Below are 24,996 nucleotides of genomic sequence, written 5' to 3'. Positions count from 1 at the left end.
GCGCATGGAACTGCGCCAACTCCGCTACTTCGCCCGCGTCGTCGAATTGGGGAGCATGAGCCGCGCGGCGCTGGACCTGGGAGTCGTGCAGTCGGCGCTGAGCCAGCAGATCAGCCGGCTCGAAAGCGAACTCTCCACCCGCCTGCTCCAGCGCAGCGCCAAGGGCGTGACGCCCACCGAAGCGGGCCTGGCCTTCTTCCGCGAGGCGCAGCTGGCCCTGCGCCATGCCGATGCCGCGAGCCGCGCCGCGCAGGAGTCGCGGCTTTCGGGCAGCGTCAGCGTCGGCCTCGCGCCCACCACCGCTTCGGTGCTGGGGTTGCCGCTGCTGCGCGCGATGCGCGAGCGCTACCCGGACGTGCGCCTGCACATGGTCGAAAGCCTCTCGGGCCACCTGTCGACGATGCTGAACCAGCGCCAGCTGGACCTGGCCGTGCTGTTCGACACCAACCCGGCGCGGCGCTGGAGCGTCACGCCGCTGCTGGAGGAAAAGCTGTTCCTGATCCAGGCCCGCGGCGCCGGCCGCGAGCTGCCGGCGCGCATCCGGTTGAAGGACCTGCGCGGCCTGCCGCTGATCCTGCCCAGTGGCGGCCACGGCTTGCGCAGCACCCTGGACGCCGCCTTCCGCGGCCGCCTGAGCCCCGATGTCGGCGCCGAGATCGACTCGCTGACCATGCTGATGGACGCGGTGTCCGCCGGACTGGGCGCCACCATCCAGCCCTGGGCGGCGCTGGGACGCTTTGCCGACGCGCCGCAGCGCTTCCAGCTGGCCGAGATTTCAGACGCCGGCGCCCGCCGCCTCAACTCGCTGTGCAGCCTGTCGGACGACGAGCTCTCGCCGGCGGCGCTGGCCGTGCGCGTGGTGCTGGCTGCCTGTGCCCGCGAACTGGTCGAGGCCGGGCGCTGGGGCGGGGCGAAGCTGAGCCATCTGGTTTCGTGATACCCCCTTGCCGGCGGCAGGCTTCCCGCCGGGGCCCAAGCGGCAGAGAATCCGCCGCGATGATCGATGTCCTGGTAATCGGCGGCGGCAACGCCGCCCTCTGCGCTGCGCTGATGGCCCGGGAGGCCGGCGCCAGCGTTCTCCTGCTGGAGGCCTCGCCGCGCGAATGGCGCGGCGGCAACTCGCAGCACACCCGCAACCTCCGCTGCATGCACGACCAACCACAGGACGTGCTGGTGGACGCCTACCCCGAAGAGGAGTTCTGGCAGGACCTGAGGAAGGTCACCGGCGGCCTCACCGACGAGAAACTGGCGCGCCTGACGATCCGCGCGTCGTCCACCTGCCGGCCCTGGATGCGAAAACATGGGGTGCGCTTCCAGCCGGCGCTGGCCGGCACCTTGCACGTGGCGCGCACCAACGCCTTCTTCATGGGTGGCGGCAAGGCGCTGGTCAACGCCTACTACCGCAGCGCCGAGAACCTGGGCGTGCAGGTGCGCTACGACGCGCCCGTGGATGCACTGGAGATCCGTGACGGCCGCTTCATTGCGGCGCACGTGGGCAGCGAGCGCATCGAGGCCAAGGCCTGCGTGCTGGCGGCCGGCGGCTTCGAGTCCAACCGCGAATGGCTGCGCGAAGCCTGGGGCCAGAACGAGCGCGGTGAATGGCCGGCCGACAACTTCCTGATCCGCGGCACGCGCTTCAACCAGGGCGTGCTGATCAAGCACATGACGCAGCAGGGCGCGGACATCATCGGCGACCCGACCCAATCGCACTGCGTGGCCATCGACGCCCGCGCGCCGCTGTACGACGGCGGCATCTGCACGCGCGTCGATGCGGTCTCGCTGGGCGTGATGGTCAACCGCGACGGCGTCCGCTTCTACGACGAGGGTGAGGACTTCTGGCCCAAGCGCTACGCGCTGTGGGGCCGGCTGGTCGCGCTGCAGCCGGGCCAGATCGGCTACTGCATCATCGACAGCAAGGCCATCGGCCGCTTCATGCCGCCGGTGTTCCCGGGCGTGCAGGCGGACAGCCTGCCGGAACTGGCGCGCAAGCTGGAATTGCCGGAAGCGGAATTCATGCAGACGCTGGACGCGTACAACGCCGCCTGCCGCGTCGGCCACTTCGACCACACGGTGCTGGACGACTGCCACACCGAAGGCCTGGCGCCGGTGAAGTCGCACTGGGCGCGGCCGATCGATACGGGGCCGTTCTTCGGCTATGCGCTGCGGCCCGGCATCACCTTCACCTACCTCGGGCTGAAGACCAATGAGAAGGCTGCCGTCCATTTCGGCGGCCAGGCCAGTGAAAACCTGTTCGTGGCCGGCGAGATGATGGCCGGCAACGTGCTGGGCAAGGGCTACACCGCCGGCGTCGGCATGAGCATAGGCACGGCTTTCGGCCGGATCGCGGGGACGGAGGCGGCGCATGCAGCGGGTCATTGAAATCGTCGAACTGGCGCGCGCCGAGAGCGAAGGCGAGGTCGCGCGGCAGATGCAGATCTGCAATGCCTGCCGCTACTGCGAAGGCTTCTGCGCGGTGTTCCCGGCCATGACGCGGCGGCTGGACTTCACGAAGGCCGACATCCACTACCTGGCCAACCTGTGCCACAACTGCGGCGCCTGCCTGCACGCCTGCCAGTACGCGCCGCCGCACGAGTTCGCGGTGGCGGTGCCGCAGGCCATGGCCAAGGTGCGGCGCGAGACCTATGCGGCCTATGCCTGGCCGCCGTCCTTCGGCGCGCTGTACCGGCACAACGGCCTGGCCGTGGCGCTGGCCACCGCCGGCGGCCTGGCGCTTTTCCTGGTGCTGGCGCTTGCCTTGAACGGCACGCTCGCGTCCGGGCCGCTGGCCGGCAACTTCTACGCCGTGTTCCCGCACAACCTGATGGCGACCTTGTTCGGCGTGGTCTTCCTCTATGTGGTGTTGGCGCTGAGCCTGGGCGTGGCGAAGTTCTGGCGCGACGTCACGCCGGGCGCAACGGCGCCGGGCGCCGCCGGCGAGGCGACGCGCAACGCGCTGGAGCTCACGTATCTGGGTGGAGGCCACGGCGACGGCTGCAACGAGGAAGACGATCGCTTCACCCTGGTGCGGCGGCGCTTCCACCACCTCACTTTCTACGGCTTCCTGCTGTGCTTCGCGGCGACCAGCGTGGCGACGGTCTACCACTATGCCTTCAACTGGCACGCGCCTTATCCCTTCTTCAGCCTGCCCGTCCTGCTGGGCACGCTCGGTGGCATCGGACTGCTGGCCGGCCCCGCGGGCCTGCTGTGGCTGAACCTGCGCCGGCATCCGCTGGAAGGCGACGTGGCGCAGCGGCCCATGGACCGGGGCTTCATCGCGCTGCTGCTGCTCACCAGCGCCACCGGCCTGGCCTTGCTGGCCGCGCGTGGCACCGGCGCGATGGCGCTGCTGCTGGCCGTCCATCTCGGGGTTGTCATGGCCTTGTTCCTCACGCTGCCCTATGGCAAGTTCGCGCATGCCGTGTACCGCTGCGCGGCCCTCCTCAAATTCAATATCGAGAAACGGCTGCCGAGCCGCATCGCGCTGGGCGCGGACTGAAGGAAACCTGGACATGAAAAGACCCGGCGTACTGGACATCCCTTCCATGAGGGGCCGCTGTTCCGAGGCCGAATGGCAGGCGCGCGTCGACCTGGCCGCCTGCTACCGGCTGGTGGACCTGTACGGCATGTCGGACATGATGGCCAACCACATCTCCATGCGCGTGCCGGACGAGGAGGGCGCCTTCCTCATCAACCCCTACGGGATGATGTACGAGGAGATCACGGCCTCCTGCCTGATCAAGGTGGACATCGAGGGCAACATCCTGTCGAAGCCGGACTTCGGCGCGCTGAACTACGGCATCAACCGCGCCGGCTACGTGATCCACAGCGCCATCCACGAAGCGCGGCCGGAAGTGGGCTGCATCATCCACACGCACAGCTGGGCATCGATGGCGGTGTCGGCGCTCGATTGCGGGCTGCTGCCGATCACGCAGACCGCCATGCGCTTCCTGAAGATCGGCTACCACGAGTACGAAGGCGTGGTGCTGGACGAATCCGAGAAGGCCTCGCTGATCGCCGACCTGGGCCAGGGCGAGGCGCTGATGCTGCGCAACCACGGCGCGCTGGTGGTGGGCAAGACTGCGGGCGAGTGCTTCAACTGGACGCACCGGCTGGAGCTGGCCTGCCGCTCGCAGATCGCCGCGATGTCCTGCGAGACGAAGTTGCGCGCCGTGCCGCCCGAGGTGCTGGAAGAGACCTGGAACAACTACCAGCCGGGGACGCGGCGGCCGTATGGGCTGATGGAATGGCCGGCGTTGCTGCGGAAGCTGGAGCGGATGGATCCGGGCTTCCGCGAGTAGTGCCGCGCTTGCGGCGGTGATGACAAACCAAGGAGACGAGCGATGATCGATTCGGTTCCCTTCACCCGCCGCGAAGCGCTCGTTGCGCTCGCTGCCGTCCTGCCCACTGCCCACGCGCAGACGGCCGACTACCCCGGCAAGCCCGTCCGCGTCCTGGTCGCCTTCACCGCCGGCGGCACCACCGACATCCTGGCGCGGGCCGTCTGCCAGAAGCTCACGGAGCGCTACAAGCAGCCCTTCGTCGTCGACAACAAGCCGGGCGCCGGCGGCAACCTCGGCACCGAAATCGCGGCGCGCGCCGCGCCCGACGGCTACACGCTGATCGTCGATTCGGTCGGGCCGATCGCGGTGAATCCCACGCTTTACAAGAAGCTCGCGATCAACCCGCTGGTCGACCTGGTGCCGGTGGTGCAGATCGCCGACGTGCCCAACGTGCTGGTCGTGCACCCGGCGATCCCGGCGCAGACGCTGGAGGAATTCGTCGCCTATGCGAAGGCGAACCCGGGCAAGCTCAATTACAGCTCCACCGGCATCGGCACCTCGTCGCATCTTTCGGGCTTCATGCTCAGCCAGCGCAGCGGCGCCGACACCACGCACGTTCCGTACAAGGGCGCCGACGCGCTGAAGGACCTGCTGGCCGGCCGCGTGCAGTTCATGGTCGCCACCATTCCCTCGGTGATCCAGCACATCCAGGCCGGCAGCCTGCGTGCACTGGCCGTGTCCAGCAGCCGGCCTTCGCGCTCGCTGCCCGGCGTGCCCACGGTGGCGGAGCGGGGCTTCCCCGGTTTCGAGGCCGGTTCCTGGTTCGGCTTCTTCGCGCCCAAGGGCACGCCGGAGACCGTGATCGCCGAACTGAACAAGGCCGTCAACGACGCGCTGCCCGCCATGGAGGCGCAGATGGTGCGCGAAGGCGCCGACCCGGTGGGCGGCTCGCCCGCCCAGTTCGCCGGCTTCGTGCGCAAGGAGTACGAGAAATGGAAAGTGATCGTGCAGGAGTCCAAGGCGACGGCGGAATGACGCTGCGCATCCTGCTGTCGGCGGCAGCTGCGCAGGACCTGCGCGGCGCGATCGCCGATGTGCTGGCCGACCGGCCGCATGTGCTGGTCACGCCGGAGCAGGGCGTGGAGGCGGACATCGCCTTCGTCACGCGCGACGTCACCGGCCTCTCGACCAAGCACCAGGTGCTGCCGGACACGCAGCGCTTCTACGACGCGCTGGAGGCTTCGCGCCCGCTGCGCTGGCTGCAGATCCACTCGGCCGGCACCGACCGGCCCGTCTACCAGCGGCTGCAGGCGCGCGGCGTGCAGCTGGCCACCGCTTCGGGCGTCAATGCGCTGGTGGTAACGCACACCGCGCTGGCCGGCGTGCTGGCGCTGGCGCGCCGGCTGCCGCAGCTGTGGCGGGCGCAGCAGGAACAGCGCTGGGCCTCGCTGATGGCGGATGCGCTGCCGCGCGACCTGGAAGGCCAGCACGCGGTGCTGGTGGGCTGGGGTCCCATCGGCCAGCGGCTCGGGCCGCTGCTGCAGGCGCTGGGCCTGCGGGTCACCGTCGTGCGGCAGCAGGACAGCCCGGTCGGCGGCGGCCTCGCTACCGTGCCGGCCGCGCGCTGGCGCGAAGTGCTGCCGCAAGCCGACTGGCTGCTGCTGGCCTGCCCGCTGACGCCGCAGACCCGCGGCATGGTGGATGCTGCGGCGCTGGCGCTGCTTCCGCGCCATTCCTATTTGATCAACGTCGCGCGCGGCGAGCTGGTCGAAGAGCCGGCCCTGGTGGCCGCACTGCAGCAAGGCCGGCTGGCCGGCGCCTTTCTCGACACCTTCGCCCAGGAGCCGCTGCCCGCCGATTCACCGCTGTGGAGCCTGCCCAACGTCATCGCCACGCCGCACAGCGCCGGGCTGTCCGACGGCAACGCGGCGCGGGTGCGGCGGCTGTTCCTGGACAACCTGCGGCGCTGGGTGGCGGGCGAGCCGCTGCTGCACCTGGCGCCCGACTGAAGGAGGCTGGCATGGACCTGCAACTGCAAGGCAAGACGGCGCTGGTGACCGGCGCCAGCGTCGGCATCGGCCGCGCGATCGCCAAGGCGCTGGCGGCCGAAGGCGTGCGGGTGGCCGTCTCCGCGCGCCGGCTGGAGAAGCTGGAAGAACTGGCCGGCGAGATCGTCGCGGCCGGCGGGCCGCGGCCCGTCACCATCCACAGCGATCTTTACGAAGCGGATGCCGCGCGCAAGCTGGCCGATGCGGCCCTGGCCGGACTCGGGCAGGTCGACATCCTCGTCAACAACGCCGGCGGCTCGCGCAGTTTCAAGGACCTGCATGTCAGCGAGGAGGCGTGGCAGGAGGCGATGACGCTCAACTTCCACCGGCCGCGGCAGGTGGCCGACGCGCTGGTCGACCAGATGGTCGCCCGCAAGTGGGGCCGCATCATCAACATCACCGGCAAGAGCGAGCCCGAGCACATCAACGGCGCTTTCTGCGCCAAGGCGGGCATCCACAGCTGGGCCAAGGGCTTGTCACGCATGGTGGGCCGGCACGGGGTCACGGTGAACTGCATTCCGCCAGGGCGCATCCTTTCCGAGCAGATCCTGCGCAACTACACGCCGGAGTACCGGGCCTGGCAATCGGAGCACGAGATCCCGGTGGGCCGTTACGGCGAGCCGGAGGAACTGGCGAACCTCGTGGCCTTCCTGGCTTCGCCGCGCGCCTCTTACATTACCGGCGCGGTGATCCCGGTGGACGGCGGCCTGCGGCGCTACCAGTTCTGAGTCACTTGGCGCCGGCGACCGGCTGCGGGTCGTAGACGCTGGGGTCCGTGTAAAGCGCGGACAGCGGCAGGCGCACGCCGGCCAGGTAGTCCTCCATGCAGCGCAGCAGCAGCGGGCTGCGATGGCGGTCGGCGCTGGCGCGGATCTCGTCGGGCGTCAGCCACAGCGTGCGCACGATGCCGGTGTCCAGTTCGAGCCGCGGGTCGCGTTCGCCCAGTTCGCCGGCAAAAGCGAAGCGCAGGTAGGTGACGTCCTCGCCGTTGGCAGCCTTCACGAAGCGCGAGATGTAGACGCCCAGCAAGGCGGTGGGACGGAAGTGCCAGGTGGTTTCCTCCAGCGCCTCGCGGGCGCAGCCTTCCACCAGCGACTCGCCCGGGTCCAGGTGGCCGGCCGGGTTGTTCAGGCGCAGGCCGTGCGAGGTCTCTTCTTCCACCAGCAGGAAGCGGCCGTCCTTCTCGATCACCGCCGCCACCGTGACGTTGGGCTTCCATCGATTGCTCATGGTTGATTGTGGTCCAGAATGCGGGGGTCCCAGGCTTCCGCTGCCATCCATGCACCGCATCCTGCCTGCTTTCCTGTTCGCCGTGGGCGCCATGGCGGCCCACGCCCAGGGCACGCTGCCCGCCATCCAGGCGCCCGCCGCCGCCAACCCCTATGGCCTCGGCGCCCTCTGGGCCCAGGGCGACCCGGTGGCCCGCGGCACCATCGTGATCCTGGCGCTGATGTCCCTGGGCAGCTGGTACGTGCTGGTCACCAAGCTCATCGCCCAGGGCCGCATGGGCGGCCAGGGCCGCGCGGCCAACCAGAGCTTCTGGAAGGCCGACAGCGTGCGCAAGGGCGCCGACGCGCTGCAGAAAGGCAGCCCTTACCGCTACATCGCCGAAAGCGCGCTGGAGGCCGCGCGCCGGCACGACGGCCTGATCGGCAAGGTGGACCTCAACACCTGGGTGGCGCAAAGCATCGAGCGCGCCGTCGGCGCCGTCCACAGCCGCACCCAGGAAGGCCTGGCGGTGCTGGCGACGGTGGGTTCCACCGCGCCCTTCGTCGGCCTGTTCGGGACCGTCTGGGGCATCTACAACGCGCTGGTGCGCATCGGCGCCTCCGGCCAGGCTTCCATCGACAAGGTGGCGGGCCCGGTGGGCGAGGCGCTGATCATGACGGCCATCGGCCTCGCGGTGGCCGTGCCCGCCGTGCTGGGCTACAACTGGCTGGTCCGCCGCAACAAGGTGGCGATGGACACGGTGCGGGCCTTCGGCTCGGACCTCCATACCGTGCTGCTGGCGGCGGGGCCCTGACGATGGCGATCCGCTACAGCGGGCAGGATTCCGAAGACGGCCTGATCGCCGAGATCAACACCACGCCGCTGGTCGACGTGATGCTGGTGCTGCTGATCATCTTCCTGATCACGGTGCCGGTGTTCAACAGCGCGGTATCCGTCGACCTGCCGCGCGAGCCGAACCAGGCCAAGAACCCGCAGATCGAGAACGTGATCATCACGGTGGACGCGCAGGGCGCCATCTACTGGTTCGACACGAAGCTGCCGGATGCCAGCGGCCTGCCCGAGTTGTTCGGCAAGATCGCGCAGATGCAGCCGCAGCCCGAGCTGCACATCCGCGGCGACGTGCGCGCCGACTACGCGCCCATCGGCCAGGTGGTGCAGGCCGCGCAGCAGGCCGGCATCGCGCGCATCGGCTTCCTCACCGAGCCGCCGGGACGCTGAGCCATGCACATCCGCGCCGGCACCGAGCCCGAAGCCGAACCGATGGTGGACATCAACACCACGCCGCTGGTCGACGTGCTGCTGGTGCTGCTGGTCATGCTGATCATCACCATCCCGATCCAGCTGCATGCGGTGGACGTGGAGATGCCGGGACGCAGCGCGCCGGTGCCGCCCGTGCCGCCGGTGGTGGTGCAGCTCGAGGTCGATGCGCTGGGCCGCTTCAGCTGGAACGGCGAGCTGCTGGCCGATCGCGCGGCGCTGGAGACCCGGTTGCGCGAGGCAGCGGTGGAAGCGAACCAGCCGGAGATCCACCTGCATCCGCATCCGCGCGCCAAGTACGACGCGGTGGCGGCGGCGCTCTCGAGCGCGCAGCGGCTCGGCCTGCGGAAGATCGGCCTGGTCGGCGAACCGGCGCCTTAGGTCTCGTACTCCGGCGCGCCCTGGACCCACATGAACGACTGCAGGTCGATCATGTCGCGCGCCTTGAACCCGGGCTTGCGCTCCAGGTCGCGGCGGATCACGGTGGCGAAGGTGAGCAGGTCCTGGTATTGCGCCCAGCTGGGCTTGGCCTGGTAACCGAGCGCGTAGCCGTACAGGTGCGCCGCCTTGCGCGTGGCGCGCGGCTTGAAGAACAGGTGGCGCTCCGGCCGTGCGATGAAGCCGAACACCGTCGCCACCGGCCAGGTCAGGACCGGGCTGCGTGGCTGCGGCAGGTCGCGCAGCGCTTCCAGCCAGTCGTTGAAGCGCCGCATCTGCGAGCCGTGGCCGTAGAGGAAGGCGTAGAGCTCGGTGGCGAACAGGCGCGCGCCGGCCGGCGTCTTCACCGCGTCGCGCAGCGCCATGCGCTCGAACGAGAAAAGCAGGTTCGAACGCGACTCGATGCGCACCGCCGCATCGGCGACGGCGCGGAACTCGCCGCGCGCCAGCAGCTTGCGGAAGTCGGCGGGAGGCAGCTCGGTGTCCCACTCCAGGTGCGCGCGCTCCTTGTGCGAGCGTTCGGCCACGAGGTAAGTCTCGTCCTCGAAGCCGGCGGGGTAGAACAGCTCGAACTTGCGCCGGCATAGCGACGCGCCGAGGTAGATGACGTTGGCCGCGGCGGCGCCGGCAAGACTGAACGGTAGGGATGCTGGACGTGCCATTCGGGCAGTGTTCTCTGCCCTTCAAGCTCAGCTACGTAGGACATTCCGCCGCCGGACTGTAGGACTCAGACTGACGCGGCCAGGCGGAGCTCGGAAATTTCAGATGGTGCACCCACGCGCTTCGGCGGGCCCCAATACCCGGTCCCACGGCTGACGTAGACGCGCAGGCCGTCGAGTTGGTGCAGTCCGGCCGTGAACGGTTGCTGCAGCGGCACGAACAGCGACCAGGGGAAGAACTGGCCGCCGTGCGTGTGTCCCGAGAGCTGCAGGTCGAAGCCCGCCGCCGCCGCGGCCGGCGCGGTGCGCGGCTGGTGCGCGAGCAGCACCTTCACCGCGTCCTCCGGCGCGCCTTGCAACGCCGCCACCGGGTCGCTGCGATGCGCGCGGTCGTAGTGGTGCGCGCCGTAGTCGGGCACGCCGGCCAGCACCAGCTGCTCGCCTTGGTGGCGCAGCACCACGTGCTCGTTCTGCAGCACGCGCACGCCCAGGCGCCGCAGCTCCGCGAGCCAGCCGTGCACGCCGGAGTAGTACTCGTGGTTGCCGGTGACGAAGTAGACGCCGTGGCGCGCGCGCAGCCGCGCCAGCGGCGCGACGTGGCTGGCGAGCTCCGCCACCGTGCCGTCCACCAGGTCGCCGGTGATCGCCACCACGTCGGCATCGAGCGCGTTCACGCGGTCGACGATGGCGTCCAGGTAGTCCTGCTTGATGGTCGGCCCGACGTGGATGTCGCTGATCTGGACGATGCGGAAACCGGCCAGCGCGGACGGCAGGCGTTGCAGCGGCACGTCGACCCGCCTCACGCGGGCCGTGCGGCGCGCGTTGGCGAGGCCGATCGCCGACGCCAGCAGGGCCAGTGCGAGCACGGCGCCGGCGCTGTCCGGGGCCAGCGCGGACGGCAGCGTCGCGCCGAAGTGGGCGGCGGCGGCCGCGGCCAGCAACAGCAGGTCGCGCAGGAAGGTGAAGACCAGCAGCGAGGAGAACAGGCCCATGGCCAGCATGCCGGCCCAGGTCAGGCGGTCGGCGGCTGGCCCCTTCAGCAGGCGGCGCGCGAGCAGTCCCAGGGGCGACAGCAGCGCCGAGACGGCCAGCCAGAGCGAAAGCGCCCAGCCGGCGTCCGCCGGCAGGGACGGCACCAGGCGCAGGCCGACGTAGAAGTGGAAGGCCGTGGACAGGGCGATCAGGGAAAGCAGGGACATGGGAAGGTTTTGCAGAGCTCGACAAGCCTTCATGTAAGCTTGGGTTCAGCGCCAGAAGATCAACAGCTCCCACCCAATCCGAGGAGAAGAGTCCATGCAAACCGCTGCTCCTGCCGTGCCAACGGCGGGTGAATCCCCCGTGGTCCTCGCACCGGCACCGGCCCGGCCGCCCATGCTGATCGGCGTGCCCAAGGAGACGGCGCCGGGCGAAAAACGCGTCGCCACGGTGCCGGACGTAGTCGCCAAGCTCGCCAAGCTCGGATTCGCGGTTGCGGTGGAAAGCGGCGCGGGCGATGCCGCCAACTTCTCCGACGAAACTTACCGCGCCGCTGGCGCCGAGGTGGTGCCGGACGCGGCGCAGCTGTGGTCGCGCGCCGATATCGTGTTCAAGGTGCGCCAGCCAACGCCGGACGAAGTGCGGATGCTGCGCGAGGGCGCGACCCTGATCGGCTTCGTCTGGCCGGCGCAGAACCCCGAGCTGATGCAGCAGCTGGCTGCGCGCCACGCCACCGTGCTGGCGATCGACTCGCTGCCGCGCCAGCTGTCGCGCGCGCAGAAGATGGACGCGCTGACCTCCATGGCGGGCGTCAGCGGCTACCGCGCCGTGATCGAGGCCGCCAATGCCTTCGGCCGCTTCTTCAACGGCCAGGTCACGGCCGCCGGCAAGATCCCGCCGGCGCGCGTCTTCATTGCCGGCGCCGGCGTGGCGGGCCTGGCCGCCATCGGCACTGCTGCCAACCTGGGCGCGATCGTGCGCGCCAACGACACCCGCGCCGAGGTCGCCGACCAGGTGGTCTCGCTGGGCGGCGAATTCGTCAAGGTCGACTACGAGGAAGAAGGCTCGGGCGGCGGCGGCTACGCCAAGGTCATGAGCGAAGGCTTCCAGCAGGCGCAGCGCGAGATGTATGCGCGCGAGGCGAAGGACGCTGACATCATCATCACCACCGCCCTGATCCCGGGCAAGCCGGCGCCCAAGCTGATCACCGCGGAGATGGTGCGCAGCATGAAGCCCGGCAGCGTGATCGTCGACATGGCCGCCGAGCAGGGCGGCAACTGCGAACTGACCGAGCCCGGCCAGGCCGTGGTGAAGCACGGTGTCACCCTCGTCGGCTACACCGACCTGGTCAGCCGCCTGGCCAAGCAGTCGTCCACCCTCTATTCGAACAACCTGCTGCGCGTGGCCGAGGAGCTGTGCAAGGCCAAGGACGGCCGCATCGACGTCAACATGGACGACGACGCCATCCGCGGCCTCACCGTGGTCAAGGAAGGCAACATCACCTGGCCGCCACCGCCGCCCAAGATCCCGGCCGCGGCGGCCAAGCCGAAGGCGGCGGCGCCGGTCGCCGCGCCCAAGGGGCACGGCCACGGCGCCGGCGAGCCCATGTCCGGCAAGTCGCTGGCCATCGTGTTCGGCGTCGGCGCATTGCTGTTCCTGCTGGTGGGGCTGTACGCGCCCATCAGCTTCCTGGCGCACTTCACCGTGTTCGTGCTGGCCTGCTTCGTCGGCTACATGGTCATCTGGAACGTGACGCCCTCGCTGCACACGCCGCTCATGAGCGTGACCAATGCGATCTCCTCGATCATCGCGATCGGGGCGCTGATCCAGATCTCGCCGCCGCTGACCGGGACGCCGGCCGACCGGCCGACGCACATCATCCTGGCCCTCGCCGTCGTTGCGCTGGCGCTGACGGCCGTCAACATGTTCGGCGGCTTCGCGGTGACGCGGCGCATGCTGGCGATGTTCCGCAAATAAGGAGGGACGGACATGAACGCAAGCCTTTCCACCGTCTCCTACATCGGTTCCACCATCCTCTTCATCCTGAGCCTGGGCGGCCTGTCGAACCCGGAGACGGCCCGCCGCGGCAACCTCTTCGGCATGATCGGCATGGCGCTGGCCGTGCTGGCCACGGTGTTCGGCCCGCGCGTCACGCCGGCCGGCCTGCCCCTGATCATCGGGGCGCTGGTCATCGGCGGCAGCGTCGGCCTGCTGGCCGCGCGCAAGGTGCAGATGACGCAGATGCCGGAGCTGGTCGCGCTGATGCACAGCCTGGTCGGCCTCGCGGCCTGCCTGGTCGGCTTCGCCAGCTACATCGACACGTCCTTCGACTACGAGGGCGCCGAGCACTCCATCCACCAGATGGAGATCTACATCGGCATCCTGATCGGCGCGATCACGTTCTCGGGCTCGATCATCGCGTTCGGCAAGCTGTCCGCCAAGATCGGCGGCAAGCCGCTGCTGCTGCCCGGCCGCCACTGGATCAACCTGGTCGGCCTGCTGGTCGTCATCTGGTTCGGCCGCGCCTTCCTGCATGCCGAGACGATCCAGGCGGGCATGACGCCGCTGATCGTGATGACCGTCATCGCGCTGCTGTTCGGCGTGCACATGGTGATGGCCATCGGCGGCGCCGACATGCCGGTGGTGGTCTCGATGCTCAATAGCTACTCGGGCTGGGCGGCCGCCGCCACCGGCTTCATGCTGAGCAACGACCTGCTGATCGTCGTCGGCGCGCTGGTCGGCTCCTCGGGCGCGATCCTCTCGTACATCATGTGCCGCGCGATGAACCGCAACTTCCTGAGCGTCATCGCCGGCGGCTTCGGCACCGGCGGCGGCACCACGGCGAAAAAGGGCGATGCCGCGCAGCCGGCCGGCGAGGTGTCGCCGATCAGCGCCGTGGACACGGCGGAGCTGCTGCGCGATGCCAGGAACGTCATCATCGTCCCCGGCTACGGCATGGCGGTGGCGCAGGCGCAACACACGGTGTTCGAGATCACCAAGCTGCTGCGCGAGAAGGGCGTCAACGTGCGCTTCGGCATCCACCCGGTGGCGGGACGCATGCCGGGCCACATGAACGTGCTGCTGGCCGAGGCCAAAGTGCCTTACGACATCGTGCTGGAGATGGACGAGATCAACGCCGACTTTCCGCAGACGGATGTCGCCATGGTGATCGGCGCGAACGACATCGTGAATCCGGCCGCGCAAGATGACCCCACCAGCCCGATCGCCGGCATGCCGGTGCTGGAAGTGTGGAAGGCCAAGACCTCGATCGTCATGAAGCGCAGCATGGCGTCCGGCTACGCGGGCGTGGACAATCCGCTGTTCTACAAGGACAACAACCGCATGCTGTTCGGCGACGCCAAGAAGATGCTGGACGAAGTGCTGGCTGCCCTGAAGACATAAGATCGCAAGACGAGGAGACGAGAACAATGAGCAGCAAACCCTGGCTGGGCGCCTATCCGCCCGGCGTGCCGGCGGAGATCGACCCGTCGCAGTACGGCTCGCTGGTGCAGCTGATGGAGGAGAGCTTCACCAAGTTCGCCGCCCGGCCGGCCTATTCCTTCATGGGCAAGGAAGTCAGCTTCGGCGAGACGGATTCGTACAGCCGCGCCTTCGCCGCCTACCTGCAGGGCCTGGGCCTGCAGAAGGGCGACCGCGTCGCGATCATGATGCCCAACGTGCCGCAGTACCCGGTGGCCGTGGCCGCCATCCTGCGCGCCGGCTTCGTGGTGGTGAACGTCAACCCGCTGTACACGCCGCGCGAGCTGGAGCACCAGCTGAAGGACTCCGGCTCCAAGGCCATCGTCATCATCGAGAACTTCGCCAATACGCTGCAGCAGTGCATCGCGCACACGCCGGTGCAGCACGTGGTGCTGGCCACCATGGGCGACATGCTGGGCGGCCTGAAGGGCGCGCTGGTCAACTACGTGGTGCGCAAGGTCAAGAAGATGGTGCCGGCCTTCGACCTGCCGAATGCCGTGCGCTTCAAGGACGCCATCGCGCGCGGCCAGAAGGGCACGCTGCGCAAGCCCGAGATCCGTCCGGACGACGTGGCGGTGCTGCAGTACACGGGCGGCACCACCGGCGTCAGCAAGGGCGCCGTGCTGCTGCACCGGAACGTGATCGCCAACGTGCTGCAGTCGGAAGCCTGGAACGCGCCGGTGATGGAAAAGGTGCCCAAGGGCGAGCAGTCCACCGGCGTCTGCGCGCTGCCGCTGTACCACATCTTCGCCTTCACGGTCGGCATGATGCTGTCGCTGCGCACCGGCGCGCAGCTGATCCTGATCCCGAATCCGCGCGACCTGCCGGCGGTGCTGAAGGAACTGTCCAAGCACAAGTTCCACAGCTTCCCCGCGGTCAACACGCTGTTCAACGGCCTGGCCAACCACCCGGACTTCAACAAGGTGGACTGGAGCAACCTGAAGGTGTCCGTCGGCGGCGGCATGGCCGTGCAGGGCGCCGTGGCCAAGCTGTGGCTGGACAAGACCGGCTGCCCGATCTGCGAAGGCTACGGCCTGTCGGAGACCTCGCCCTCGGCCAGCTGCAACCCGGTGACCAGCACGCAGTACACCGGCACCATCGGCGTGCCGCTGCCGTCCACCGAGATGAAGTGCCTGGACGACGAGGGCCGCGAAGTGCCCATGGGCCAGCCCGGCGAGATCGCCATCAAGGGCCCGCAAGTGATGGCCGGCTACTGGCAGCGCCCCGACGAGACGGCCAAGGTCATGACGCCCGACGGCTTCTTCAAGAGCGGCGACATCGGCGTGGTGGACGAGCGCGGCTACTTCAAGATCGTCGACCGCAAGAAGGACATGGTGCTGGTGTCGGGCTTCAACGTCTACCCGAACGAGGTGGAAGACGTGGTGATGACCCTGCCGGGCGTGGCCGAATGCGCGGTGGTGGGCGTGCCCGACGACAAGACGGGCGAAGCCGTCAAGCTGGTCATCGTCAAGAAGGACCCGGCTCTGACGGAAGAACAGGTGCGCGAGTTCTGCCACGCCAACCTCACCGGCTACAAGCGGCCGCGCGTGATCGAGTTCCGCACCGACCTGCCGAAGACCCCCGTGGGCAAGATCCTGCGGCGGGAGCTGCGCGACAAGAAGGTCGCGTAGGCGTCCGCGCCGCGCAGGCGGCCCCCGGGAAGTCCGGGATGACAAGGCGCGCTTCTTGCAGACAATGGCGGAATGCTCCGTTTCATCCTGACCCGCCTGTCGCTGGTCATCCCGACTTTCTTCGGGATGACCCTGCTGGCGTTTTTCCTGATCCGGCTGGTCCCCGGCGATCCCATCGAGACGATGGCGGGCGAGCGCGGCATCGATGCCACCCGGCACGAGCAATTGCTGCACGAATACGGCCTGGACCGCCCGGTGCTGGTGCAGTACGGCATCTACATAGTCAAGGTGCTGCACGGCGACCTCGGCAAGTCGATGATCACCCAGGAGCCGGTGATCCGCGAGTTCCTGGCGCTGTTCCCGGCCACCATCGAGCTGGCCGTCTGCGCCATCCTGTTCGCGCTGATCCTCGGCATTCCCGCGGGGATCATCGCGGCGGTGCGGCGCAACTCGGTGTTCGACCATGGCGTGATGGCGACCTCGCTCACCGGCTACTCGATGCCGATCTTCTGGTGGGGCCTGCTGCTGATCCTGCTGTTCTCGGTGCAGCTCGGTTGGACGCCGGTGTCCGGCCGGGTCGACGTGCAGTACTTCATCGAACCCAAGACCGGCTTCCTGCTGATCGATTCGCTGCTGTCGGATGACCAGGGCGCTTTCCGGTCCGCGCTGTCGCACCTGATCCTGCCGGCCATCGTGCTGGGCACCAACCCGCTGGCCGTGGTGGCGCGCATGACGCGCTCCGCGATGCTGGAAGTGCTGGGCGAGGACTACATCCGCACGGCGAAGGCCAAGGGGCTGCCGCCCTGGAAGGTGATCGGCGTGCACGCGCTGCGCAACGCGCTGATCCCGGTGGTCACCGTCATCGGCCTGCAGGTGGGCGTGCTGTTCACCGGCGCCATCCTCACCGAGACCATCTTCTCCTGGCCGGGCGTCGGCAAGTGGCTGATCGAGGCCATCAACCGCCGCGACTACCCGGTGCTGCAAGGCGGCATGCTGCTGCTGGGCGTCATCGTCATGACCGTGAACCTGCTGGTGGACGTCGCCTATGGCGCCATCAATCCGCGCATCCGCCAGGGAGGGCATTGAAATGACTGCCGTCCTGCCTCCCACCACGACGACGCCGGCCAACATGCCGGCGCCGCCCGGGCCGTGGAAAGAGTTCTGGCTCGCCTTCTCCGCCAACCGCGGCGCCGTCATGGGCCTGGGCGTGGTGGCGTTCCTGTTCCTGCTGGCGCTGTTCGCGCCGTGGCTCGCGCCGCATGCGCCTGACGCGACCAACAGCGCCGCCTTCCTCAAGCCGCCGGCGTGGCAAACGGGTGGCAGCTGGAGCTATCCGCTGGGCACCGATGCGATCGGCCGCGACATCCTTTCGCGCCTGATCTACGGCGCGCGGCTGTCGCTGTCGATCGGCGTGGCCGTGGTGGCGATCTCGGTGGCGGTCGGCATCACGCTGGGCCTGGTCGCCGGCTTCGCGCGCGGGCTGACCGAGATCTTCATCATGCGTCTGATGGACATCATCCTCACCTTGCCCAGCCTGCTGCTGGCCATCGTGATCGTGGCCATCCTCGGGCCCGGCCTGGTGAACGCGATGCTGGCGGTGGCCGTGGTGGTGCTGCCGCACTACGTGCGCATCACGCGCGCCTCGGTGATCGCGGAGGTGTCGCGCGACTACGTGACGGCAGCGCGCGTCAGCGGCGCCGGCACCTTGCGGCTGATGTTCAGCGAGGTGCTGCCCAACTGCGCGGCGCCGCTGATCGTGCAGGCCTCGCTGGGCGTATCCACCGCCATCCTCGACGCCGCGGCGCTCGGCTTCCTCGGCCTGGGCGCGCAACCGCCGTCGCCCGAATGGGGAACCATGCTGGCCGACGCCCGCGAATTCGTGCTGCGCGCCTGGTGGGTGGTCACCTTCCCCGGCCTGATGATCCTGGCCGCCGTGCTGGCCTTCAACCTGCTGGGGGATGGTCTGCGCGACGCCCTGGACCCGAAGTTGAAGCGATGAAGATGAACCTCCGGACTTCCGAGCGCAAAGGGCGCAAAAGTGCGCAAAGAGCGCAAAAGGAGACAAGATGAATGCCTATTCAATGGCTGTTCTTTTGCGCCCTTTGCGGAACCTTTGCGCCCTTTGCGTCCGGAAGTCCGCATTGATGCAGGCCTGAGATGCCACTCCTAGAAATCGAAGACCTCCACGTCGAATTCCCGACGCAGGGCAGCGTCATGCATGCGGTGGAGGGCGTGAGCCTCGCCGTGGAAGAGGGCGAGGTGCTGGGCATCGTCGGCGAGTCCGGCTCCGGCAAGAGCGTGACGATGATGGCGCTCATGGGCCTCATCGGCTATCCGGGCCGCGTGCGGGCGAAGAAGCTGCGCTTTGCCGGCCACGACCTGCTGGGCATCTCCGACAAGGAAAGACGCCGGCTCGTGGGCAAGGACATGGCGATGATCTTCCAGGAGCCCACGACCAGCCTCAACCCCTGCTTCACCATTGGCTACCAACTGGTGGAGCAGCTGCGGCAGCACTCGCCCCTGGACAAGAAGAGCGCGCAGCGCCAGGCCATCGAGCTGCTGGAGCAGGTGGGCATCCCCGCCGCCGCTTCGCGCATGAACGACTACCCGCACCAGCTCTCTGGCGGCATGAACCAGCGCGTGATGATCGCGATGGCGATCTCCTGCAACCCGCGCCTGCTGATCGCCGACGAGCCGACCACGGCGCTCGACGTGACCATCCAGGCCCAGATCCTCGACCTGCTGCGCAATCTGCAGAAGGAGCGCGGCATGGCGCTGGTGCTGATCACGCACAACATGGGCGTGGTGAGCGAAATGGCGCAGCGCGTCGCCGTCATGTACGCGGGCCAGGTGATGGAAATGCAGCCGGTGGAGCGCCTCTTCACGCAGCCGCAGCATCCGTACACCGAAGCCTTGCTGGCGGCGCTGCCGGAGCAGGGCGAGGCCGGCCACCGGCTCGCCACGATTCCGGGCGTGGTGCCGGGCGTGTTCGACCGGCCCATCGGCTGCCTGTTCGCGCCGCGCTGCGCGTATGCGACGGCGCATTGCACTACCGTGCGCCCGCTGCTGCGCGACTGGCAGGGCGGGCAGGTGCGTTGCCACTACCCGCTGGGCGATCCGACGCGCGGCGCCGCGATCGCGCGCGACGTCCCGCTGCACCAATCCACCAAGGAGACGGCGTGAGCAAAGTCGTCGTCGAAGCGAAGAACCTGCGCAAGGTCTACCCGATCCGCCGCGGCATGTTCCGCGAGCCCGCGCAGTTGCAGGCCGTGGGCGGCGTGTCCTTCACCCTGGAAGAAGGCAAGACGCTCGCCGTCGTCGGCGAATCGGGCTGCGGCAAGTCGACCCTGGCCCGCATGGTGTCGCTGATCGAGCAGCCGACCGAAGGCACGCTCACGCTCGATGGCACCGATGCCGTGCAAACGCCCGCGAGCGAAAAGCGCCGGCTGCGCCAAGCGGTGCAGCTGGTGTTCCAGAACCCCTACGGCTCGCTGAACCCGCGCAAGAAGATCAGCGCGGTGCTGGAAGCGCCGCTCGCGATCAACACCGACCTGAAGCCGGCCGAACGCGCCGAGCGCGCCCGCGCGATGCTGCAACAGGTGGGCTTGCGGCCCGAGTACGCGAACCGCTATCCGCACATGTTCTCCGGCGGCCAGCGCCAGCGCATCGCCATCGCGCGCGCCCTGATGCCGGGGCCGAAGCTGGTGGTGGCGGACGAGCCGGTGTCGGCGCTGGACGTCTCGATCCAGGCGCAGGTGCTGAACCTGCTGGCGGACCTGCAGAAGGAACTGCAGCTCGCCTATCTCTTCATCTCGCACGACCTCGCGGTGGTGCGGCACATCGCGCACGACGTGCTGGTGATGTACCTGGGCCACGTGATGGAGCAGGGGCCCAAGGAGCGCATCTACGCGCGCCCGTTGCACCCGTACACCAACGCGCTGCTCGCTTCGACGCCAGGCATTGGCGGCCGCAACCGCAAGCGCATCGTGCTGCAAGGCGAACTGCCTTCGCCACTGAATCCGCCGGCGGGATGCGTGTTCTCCAGCCGCTGCCCGTATGCGCAGGACGTCTGCCATCGCGAGCGTCCCTTGCCGCGCCCGCTGGACGAGCGACTGGTCGCCTGCCACTTCGCCGACGACTTCCTCTCCCAGGGTTTCCCCGAAGTCCCGCTTGCCTATGATGCAGCACCCTCCGGCACTGCCGGATCCCAATAGCAAGGAGTCAACGATGCAACGCATTCCCTTCGCCAAGCACTTCGCCGTCGCGGCGCTCGCGCTGGCCGCCGTGGCCGGTGCCCATGCCAAGACGCTGGTGTTCTGCTCCGAAGGCAGCCCCGAGAACTTCTACCCGGGCGTCAACACCACGGGCACGTCCTTCGACGGCAACGAACCGATCTACAACCGCATCGTCGAATTCGAGCGTGGCGGCACCAAGGTCGTGCCCGGCCTGGCGGAAAAGTGGGAAGTGTCGGCCGACGGCCTGGAGTACACCTTCCACCTGCGCAAGGGCGTGAAGTGGCACAACCACCGCGCCTTCAAGCCTTCGCGCGACTTCAACGCCGACGACGTGCTGTTCATGTTCGACCGGCAGTGGAAGGAAAGCGATCCCTACTTCAAGGTCACCAGCTCCAACCACTCGTACTTCAACGACATGGGCATGCCCAAGCTGCTGAAGTCGGTGGACAAGCTCGATGACTACACGGTGCGCGTCACGCTGAACAAGCCCGAGGCGCCCTTCCTCGCCGACCTGGCCATGCCCTATGCGGCCGTCCAGTCGAAGGAATACGCCATCGCCATGCTGAAGGCGGGCACGCCGGAGAAGATCGACCAGGAGCCGATCGGCACCGGCCCGTTCTACCTGGTGCAATACCAGAAGGACGCCGTGATCCGCTACAAGGCCTTCGCGCCTTACTGGGGCGGCAAGGCCAAGATCGATGACCTCGTCTACGCGATCACGCCCGATGCTTCCGTGCGCTGGGCCAAGCTGCAGAAGGGCGAGTGCCACGTGATGCCCTACCCGAACCCGGCCGACCTGGAGGCGATCAGGAAGGACCCGAACGTGCAGGTGCTGGAGCAGCCCGGCCTGAACGTCGGCTACCTCGCCTACAACGTCACCAAGAAGCCCTTCGACGACGTGCGCGTGCGCAAGGCGGTGAACATGGCCATCAACAAGAAGGCCATCATCGACGGCGTGTTCCTCGGCTCCGGCGTGCCGGCCAAGAACCCGCTGCCGCCCACGATGTCCGCGTACAACGACGCGGTCAAGGACGACCCCTACGATCCGGAAGCCGCGAAGAAGCTGCTGGCGCAGGCCGGCTACAAGGACGGCTTCACCACCGACCTGTGGGCGATGCCGGTGCAGCGTCCCTACAACCCGAACGCGAAGCGCATCGCCGAACTGATGCAGGCCGACCTGGCCAAGGTGGGCATCAAGGCGGAGATCAAGAGCTTCGAGTGGGGCGAGTACCGCAAGCGCATGCAGGCCGGCGAGCACCAGATGGGCATGCTGGGCTGGACCGGCGACAACGGCGACCCAGACAACTTCCTGGCCGTTCTGCTGGGATGCGAATCGGCGAAGACCAACGGCTCCAACGTCGCCAAGTTCTGCTACCAGCCCTTCGAGGACATCATCCAGAAGGCCAAGACGGTCACCAAGCCGGCCGAGCGCGATGCGCTGTACAAGAAGGCGCAGGTGATCTTCAAGGAGCAGGCGCCCTGGTTCACCATCGCCCATGCGGTGCAGCTGAAGCCGGTGCGCAAGGAAGTCGTCGACTTCAAGCTGTCGCCGTTCGGCCGGCACAACTTCTACGGCGTGGATATCAAGTGACGCGCAGCGTCGTCCCGGCGTAAGCAGGGATCCAGCCCGATGCGTACCGCCATCGTCTCCGCCATGCAGCAGGAGCTCGCTGCCGTCCTCGAGATCCTGCCCGACGAGCAGAAGCAGGTCGCCGGGGGCCGCGAGTTCTGGGTCGGCCACCTGCATGGCCAGGAGGTGGTGGCGGTGCTCTCGCGCATCGGCAAGGTGGCCGCGGCCACCACCGCCACCGCGCTCGTCGAGCGCTTCGGCGTCGATCGCATCGTGTTCACCGGCGTGGCTGGCGGGCTGGCAACGGGCGTGAACCGCGGCGACGTGGTGATCGCCGACAGCTTCCTGCAGCACGACATGGACGCCTCGCCGATCTTCCCGCGCTACGAGGTCCCTCTCTACGGCACCGACAGCTTCGCCACGCAGCCCGAACTGACCGAGCAGCTCGCAGCCGCCGTGCGCCGCGCGCTGCCTGGCACGCACGTGCATCGCGGCCTGGTCGTCAGCGGTGACCGCTTCGTCTCCAGTTCCGCCGAATCACGCGTGCTGCAGGCCGCCTTGCCGCAAGCGCTGGCGGTGGAAATGGAAGGCGCCGCTTTTGCCCAGGTGTGCCACGACTATGGCGTGCCCTTCGCCGCCGTGCGCACGGTGAGCGACCGCGCCGACGACGACGCGCATGGCGACTTCCTGCAGTTCATCGAGCAGGTCGCCAGCCGGCATTCGGCGGCGATCGTCGAAGCCTTCCTGCGCCCTTAGTTGGCGCCGAGCTCGAAGGTCAGGCCGAGCGTCCAGCTCGAAGGCAGCTTGCCGGCCAGCCGCTGCGCGCGGCTGACATCCAGGTTCCAGTGCTGCGTCGACGTCCAGCGGGCGCCGGCGCGCGCGTACTGGGTTTCGTTCTCGAAGTAGCGCTCCAGCACATAGGACCAGCGCTGCGTCGGCAGCCACTCCGCGGCGACGCCGCCGCGCGGCGTGTCGCGGCCCGTCTCCAGGAAGTTCCGGCCGTAGTTGGCGTGGAAGGCCCAGGCCTCGTGCGGCGTCCAGGTCACGATGCCATAGGCCTGAGTGGCGGCGTGGCGCACGCCGCTGTCCACGCGCCAGAAGGGCTGGGCGTCGACGCCGACGCTCACGCCTGCCGCGACTTCATGCACCCACTTCAGTTCGAGGTTGGCCGTCGTCGCGCCGGGCTCGCCGGGCGGATGGAAACGCTCGGTGGCCAGGCCCAGCTCCACGGGGCCGGCCCGGCAGTTCGCGCCGGCGTGCCCCAGGTCGCCGCCATGGTCATAGCGCGTGACCCAGGTGTCGACGACGCATTGGCCGGGCGGCGCGATGGTGGCGTCGTCCACCGAATGGTGGCCGCCCGCTGCCCGCGCGCTGCCTGCCGCGAGGCACAGGGCCAGCCCTGCTGCCAGCGCGCTCGATCCACTTTTCATCGCGCGCATCATGCCTGCGCGCATTGACAGGCGCGAGACAGTGTTGCGCGCTTGCCGCGTTCAGGCGTGCCCGGGCTGGCCCTGCGTGACGGGCTGCGCGGAAGGCAGGTTCGCCGCGGCGACCGCCGCTGCCGCCAGCGCGCAGACGATCACGGCGCCCGAGGGCAGGTCGAACACCGCCGACAGCACGAGGCCGACCACGTAGCCGATCGCGCCCACGACGTAGGCGAGCGCCAGCCGCGAGCGGCCCTGGCGCCGCACCGTGGCCAGCGCCGGCACGATCAGGCTGGTGAAGACGAGATACACGCCCACCACCTGCACCGAGGCCGTCACGGCAATGGCAAAGGCGGCGTAGAAGCCGAAGCGGCCCAGCCGGCGCGTCCAGCCCAGCGCGATGGCGGCGAGCAGCAGCGCGCTGACGATGGCGAGCGCGACCAGTTCCTGCGTGCCGACCCACAGGATCTGCCCGACCAGCAGGTCCTTCAGGTGTTCGCCGCCATGCGGGTTGCCGGCCAGCAGCAGGATGCCCACGGAGGCGGCCAGCACGAACAGCACGCCGATCAGCGCTTCCTGCTGGTGCGGCAGCTTGCGCTCCGTCCACGTGAGCAGCGCGGCGCCCAGCAGCGCCGCGCAGACGGCGGCCGCCTGCACGGCCAGGCCGTGCTCCGGCAGCCCCAGCGCGTCGGCCGCGATCACGCCGAGCCCGGCGATCTGCGCGATGGCGAGGTCGATGAAGACGATGCCGCGCTCCAGCACCTGCATGCCCAACGGGACGTGGGTGGCCAGCACCAGCAGGCCGGCCACGAGGGCCGGGCCGAGGATGCCGAAGTCGATGGCGCTGAAGTTCATTTCGGGGACGCCCCGGCCAGCAGGCGCGCGACGGTGTCGTCGAACAGGCCGAACAGGTCCTTGGCGCCATCGGTGCCGCCGACCGTGAACGGGATCTTCACCACCGCGATGCCGGCGTTCTTGCCCAGCCACTCGGCGGGGCGCGAGTCCTGGTAGGCGGAGTAGATCACCATGCGCGCCGGCGTGGCCTTCAAGGTCGCCAGCACTTCCTGCAGGTGCGCCGCGCTGGGCTCGACGCCCGGCTTGGGTTCCAGCACCGCCACTTCCTTGATGCCGAGCCAGTCATACAGGTAGACGTAGCCCTTGTGCTGCGACACCACCGGCACGCCGCGCAACGGCGCCGCCTGCTGCGTCCAGCGTGCCACGGCGGCCTGCCATTTCTGCTGGAAGGCCGTGGCGCGCTGCGCGTACTGCGCGGCGTTGGCGGCGTCGACCTGCTGCAGCCGTGCCGCCAGCGCCACCGCCACCGTGCCGATGTTGCGCGGGTCGGTCTGGATGTGCGGGTTGCCGGCCGCGTGGACGTCGCCTTGCGAGCGGTCCACGCTGGTCGGGATCTCCAGCTTGCGCACGTAGTCGGCGGCGGCGAAGTTGCCGGGCTGGCCCGCCTGCACGCGCGCATTGCCGGACTGCTGCAGCAGCACCGGCAGCCACCCGACCTCCAGCTCGGCGCCGGTGCAGACCACGAGGTCCGCATTGCGCGTGCGGGCGATCAGGCTCGGCTTGGCCTGGATCTGGTGCGGGTCCTGCATCGCCGTGGTGGCGACGGCGACATCCACCAGCGGACCCCCCAGCTCCTGGACCAGCGCGCCCCACTCGGGCTCGCAGGCCAGCACCTTCAGCGCAGCATGGGCCGGCGCGGCCGCCACGGCCAGCAGCAAGCCGGCGGCAGCGAGGAAACGTTTCACGATGCTCAT

Annotated in this window: 25 protein-coding genes; 19 read left to right on the top strand and 6 right to left on the bottom strand. The window is 68.8% G+C overall.

Annotated elements, in window-relative coordinates; translation table 11 throughout:
* Window positions 1-4: 4 nt before the first annotated feature.
* From HHL11_RS00530 to HHL11_RS00500, 7 genes are read left to right on the top strand one after another with little or no spacing between them, the layout of a single operon-like run.
* Window positions 5-937 carry a LysR family transcriptional regulator gene (locus HHL11_RS00530; protein ID WP_169416437.1) on the top strand — a complete coding sequence of 311 codons (933 nt, stop codon included), beginning with the start codon at window positions 5-7 and terminating at the stop codon, window positions 935-937.
* Between the two features lie 59 nt (window positions 938-996).
* Window positions 997-2,379, top strand: a complete 1,383-nt coding sequence (tcuA, locus tag HHL11_RS00525; RefSeq protein WP_169416436.1) for an FAD-dependent tricarballylate dehydrogenase TcuA — start codon at window positions 997-999, stop codon at window positions 2,377-2,379.
* Window positions 2,363-3,496: a tricarballylate utilization 4Fe-4S protein TcuB gene (gene tcuB, locus HHL11_RS00520; RefSeq protein WP_169416435.1), complete on the top strand. Its 1,134-nt coding sequence runs from the start codon at window positions 2,363-2,365 to the stop codon at window positions 3,494-3,496. Before tcuA ends, tcuB begins: the two co-directional genes overlap by 17 nt.
* Window positions 3,497-3,509: 13 nt before the next feature.
* The gene (locus HHL11_RS00515) at window positions 3,510-4,298 is read left to right on the top strand and encodes a class II aldolase/adducin family protein (protein WP_169416434.1); all 789 of its coding nucleotides are present in this window, start codon (window positions 3,510-3,512) and stop codon (window positions 4,296-4,298) included.
* A 42-nt stretch (window positions 4,299-4,340) separates the two neighbouring features.
* Window positions 4,341-5,315, top strand: a complete 975-nt coding sequence (locus tag HHL11_RS00510) for a Bug family tripartite tricarboxylate transporter substrate binding protein (RefSeq protein WP_169416433.1) — start codon at window positions 4,341-4,343, stop codon at window positions 5,313-5,315.
* A complete protein-coding gene (locus HHL11_RS00505; RefSeq protein WP_169416432.1) occupies window positions 5,312-6,289 on the top strand; it encodes a D-2-hydroxyacid dehydrogenase in 978 nt (325 codons plus the stop codon). Before HHL11_RS00510 ends, HHL11_RS00505 begins: the two co-directional genes overlap by 4 nt.
* An 11-nt stretch (window positions 6,290-6,300) precedes the next feature.
* The gene (locus HHL11_RS00500; RefSeq protein WP_169416431.1) at window positions 6,301-7,056 is read left to right on the top strand and encodes an SDR family oxidoreductase; all 756 of its coding nucleotides are present in this window, start codon (window positions 6,301-6,303) and stop codon (window positions 7,054-7,056) included.
* A 1-nt stretch (window position 7,057) separates the two neighbouring features.
* On the opposite strand, the gene HHL11_RS00495 is transcribed toward HHL11_RS00500, so the two are convergent.
* The gene (locus HHL11_RS00495; protein ID WP_169416430.1) at window positions 7,058-7,558 is read right to left on the bottom strand and encodes an NUDIX hydrolase; all 501 of its coding nucleotides are present in this window, start codon (window positions 7,556-7,558) and stop codon (window positions 7,058-7,060) included.
* A 49-nt stretch (window positions 7,559-7,607) separates the two neighbouring features.
* Between HHL11_RS00495 and HHL11_RS00490 the strand changes: the two genes are divergently transcribed.
* The 3 genes from HHL11_RS00490 to HHL11_RS00480 are packed head-to-tail and all read left to right on the top strand — an operon-like array spanning window position 7,608 to window position 9,196.
* On the top strand, window positions 7,608-8,351 hold the full coding sequence (locus HHL11_RS00490) for a MotA/TolQ/ExbB proton channel family protein (RefSeq protein WP_425355177.1): 744 nt from the start codon (window positions 7,608-7,610) through the stop codon (window positions 8,349-8,351).
* A 2-nt stretch (window positions 8,352-8,353) separates the two neighbouring features.
* Complete coding sequence (locus HHL11_RS00485; protein ID WP_169416428.1) at window positions 8,354-8,776, top strand: ExbD/TolR family protein; 423 nt, start codon at window positions 8,354-8,356, stop codon at window positions 8,774-8,776.
* Between the two features lie 3 nt (window positions 8,777-8,779).
* Window positions 8,780-9,196 carry an ExbD/TolR family protein gene (locus tag HHL11_RS00480; RefSeq protein ID WP_169416427.1) on the top strand — a complete coding sequence of 139 codons (417 nt, stop codon included), beginning with the start codon at window positions 8,780-8,782 and terminating at the stop codon, window positions 9,194-9,196.
* On the opposite strand, the gene HHL11_RS00475 is transcribed toward HHL11_RS00480, so the two are convergent.
* The gene (locus HHL11_RS00475) at window positions 9,193-9,915 is read right to left on the bottom strand and encodes a hypothetical protein (RefSeq protein WP_169416426.1); all 723 of its coding nucleotides are present in this window, start codon (window positions 9,913-9,915) and stop codon (window positions 9,193-9,195) included. The two genes, HHL11_RS00480 and HHL11_RS00475, sit on opposite strands and share 4 nt — an antisense overlap.
* Before the next feature lie 65 nt (window positions 9,916-9,980).
* Complete coding sequence (locus tag HHL11_RS00470) at window positions 9,981-11,111, bottom strand: metallophosphoesterase (protein WP_169416425.1); 1,131 nt, start codon at window positions 11,109-11,111, stop codon at window positions 9,981-9,983.
* 172 nt (window positions 11,112-11,283) lie between these two features.
* On the opposite strand from HHL11_RS00470, the gene HHL11_RS00465 reads away from it, so the two are divergent.
* The 9 genes from HHL11_RS00465 (at window position 11,284) to HHL11_RS00425 (ending at window position 22,559) form a co-directional block, all read left to right on the top strand.
* Window positions 11,284-12,864 (top strand): Re/Si-specific NAD(P)(+) transhydrogenase subunit alpha, encoded by a 1,581-nt coding sequence (locus tag HHL11_RS00465; protein ID WP_169419857.1) that lies wholly within the window; start codon window positions 11,284-11,286, stop codon window positions 12,862-12,864.
* Between the two features lie 12 nt (window positions 12,865-12,876).
* Window positions 12,877-14,289: a Re/Si-specific NAD(P)(+) transhydrogenase subunit beta gene (gene pntB / locus HHL11_RS00460; protein WP_169416424.1), complete on the top strand. Its 1,413-nt coding sequence runs from the start codon at window positions 12,877-12,879 to the stop codon at window positions 14,287-14,289.
* Between the two features lie 26 nt (window positions 14,290-14,315).
* The gene (locus HHL11_RS00455) at window positions 14,316-15,998 is read left to right on the top strand and encodes a long-chain-fatty-acid--CoA ligase (RefSeq protein ID WP_169416423.1); all 1,683 of its coding nucleotides are present in this window, start codon (window positions 14,316-14,318) and stop codon (window positions 15,996-15,998) included.
* A 72-nt stretch (window positions 15,999-16,070) separates the two neighbouring features.
* A complete protein-coding gene (locus HHL11_RS00450; RefSeq protein WP_169416422.1) occupies window positions 16,071-17,084 on the top strand; it encodes an ABC transporter permease subunit in 1,014 nt (337 codons plus the stop codon).
* Between the two features lies 1 nt (window position 17,085).
* Complete coding sequence (locus HHL11_RS00445) at window positions 17,086-17,997, top strand: ABC transporter permease subunit (protein WP_169416421.1); 912 nt, start codon at window positions 17,086-17,088, stop codon at window positions 17,995-17,997.
* Between the two features lie 158 nt (window positions 17,998-18,155).
* On the top strand, window positions 18,156-19,181 hold the full coding sequence (locus HHL11_RS00440; RefSeq protein ID WP_169416420.1) for an ABC transporter ATP-binding protein: 1,026 nt from the start codon (window positions 18,156-18,158) through the stop codon (window positions 19,179-19,181).
* 56 nt (window positions 19,182-19,237) lie between these two features.
* The gene (locus HHL11_RS00435; protein WP_240980115.1) at window positions 19,238-20,212 is read left to right on the top strand and encodes a dipeptide ABC transporter ATP-binding protein; all 975 of its coding nucleotides are present in this window, start codon (window positions 19,238-19,240) and stop codon (window positions 20,210-20,212) included.
* A 13-nt stretch (window positions 20,213-20,225) separates the two neighbouring features.
* The gene (locus HHL11_RS00430) at window positions 20,226-21,824 is read left to right on the top strand and encodes an ABC transporter substrate-binding protein (protein WP_169416418.1); all 1,599 of its coding nucleotides are present in this window, start codon (window positions 20,226-20,228) and stop codon (window positions 21,822-21,824) included.
* 39 nt (window positions 21,825-21,863) lie between these two features.
* The gene (locus tag HHL11_RS00425; RefSeq protein ID WP_169416417.1) at window positions 21,864-22,559 is read left to right on the top strand and encodes a 5'-methylthioadenosine/adenosylhomocysteine nucleosidase; all 696 of its coding nucleotides are present in this window, start codon (window positions 21,864-21,866) and stop codon (window positions 22,557-22,559) included.
* Here the strand turns inward: HHL11_RS00425 and HHL11_RS00420 are convergent.
* The 3 genes from HHL11_RS00420 to HHL11_RS00410 are packed head-to-tail and all read right to left on the bottom strand — an operon-like array spanning window position 22,556 to window position 24,996.
* Window positions 22,556-23,233 (bottom strand): hypothetical protein, encoded by a 678-nt coding sequence (locus tag HHL11_RS00420; RefSeq protein WP_169416416.1) that lies wholly within the window; start codon window positions 23,231-23,233, stop codon window positions 22,556-22,558. The two genes, HHL11_RS00425 and HHL11_RS00420, sit on opposite strands and share 4 nt — an antisense overlap.
* A 60-nt stretch (window positions 23,234-23,293) precedes the next feature.
* Window positions 23,294-24,082, bottom strand: a complete 789-nt coding sequence (locus HHL11_RS00415) for a metal ABC transporter permease (RefSeq protein WP_169416415.1) — start codon at window positions 24,080-24,082, stop codon at window positions 23,294-23,296.
* Window positions 24,079-24,996, bottom strand: coding sequence for a metal ABC transporter substrate-binding protein (locus tag HHL11_RS00410; protein WP_169416414.1), 918 nt, complete (start codon window positions 24,994-24,996; stop codon window positions 24,079-24,081). The genes HHL11_RS00415 and HHL11_RS00410 overlap by 4 nt, the downstream gene beginning before the upstream one ends.

This window comes from Ramlibacter agri (genome assembly GCF_012927085.1).
Lineage (GTDB): Bacteria > Pseudomonadota > Gammaproteobacteria > Burkholderiales > Burkholderiaceae_C > Ramlibacter > Ramlibacter agri.
The sequence above is the reverse complement of the archived record's forward strand: the minus strand, read 5'-3'. Positions and strand labels throughout refer to the sequence as shown.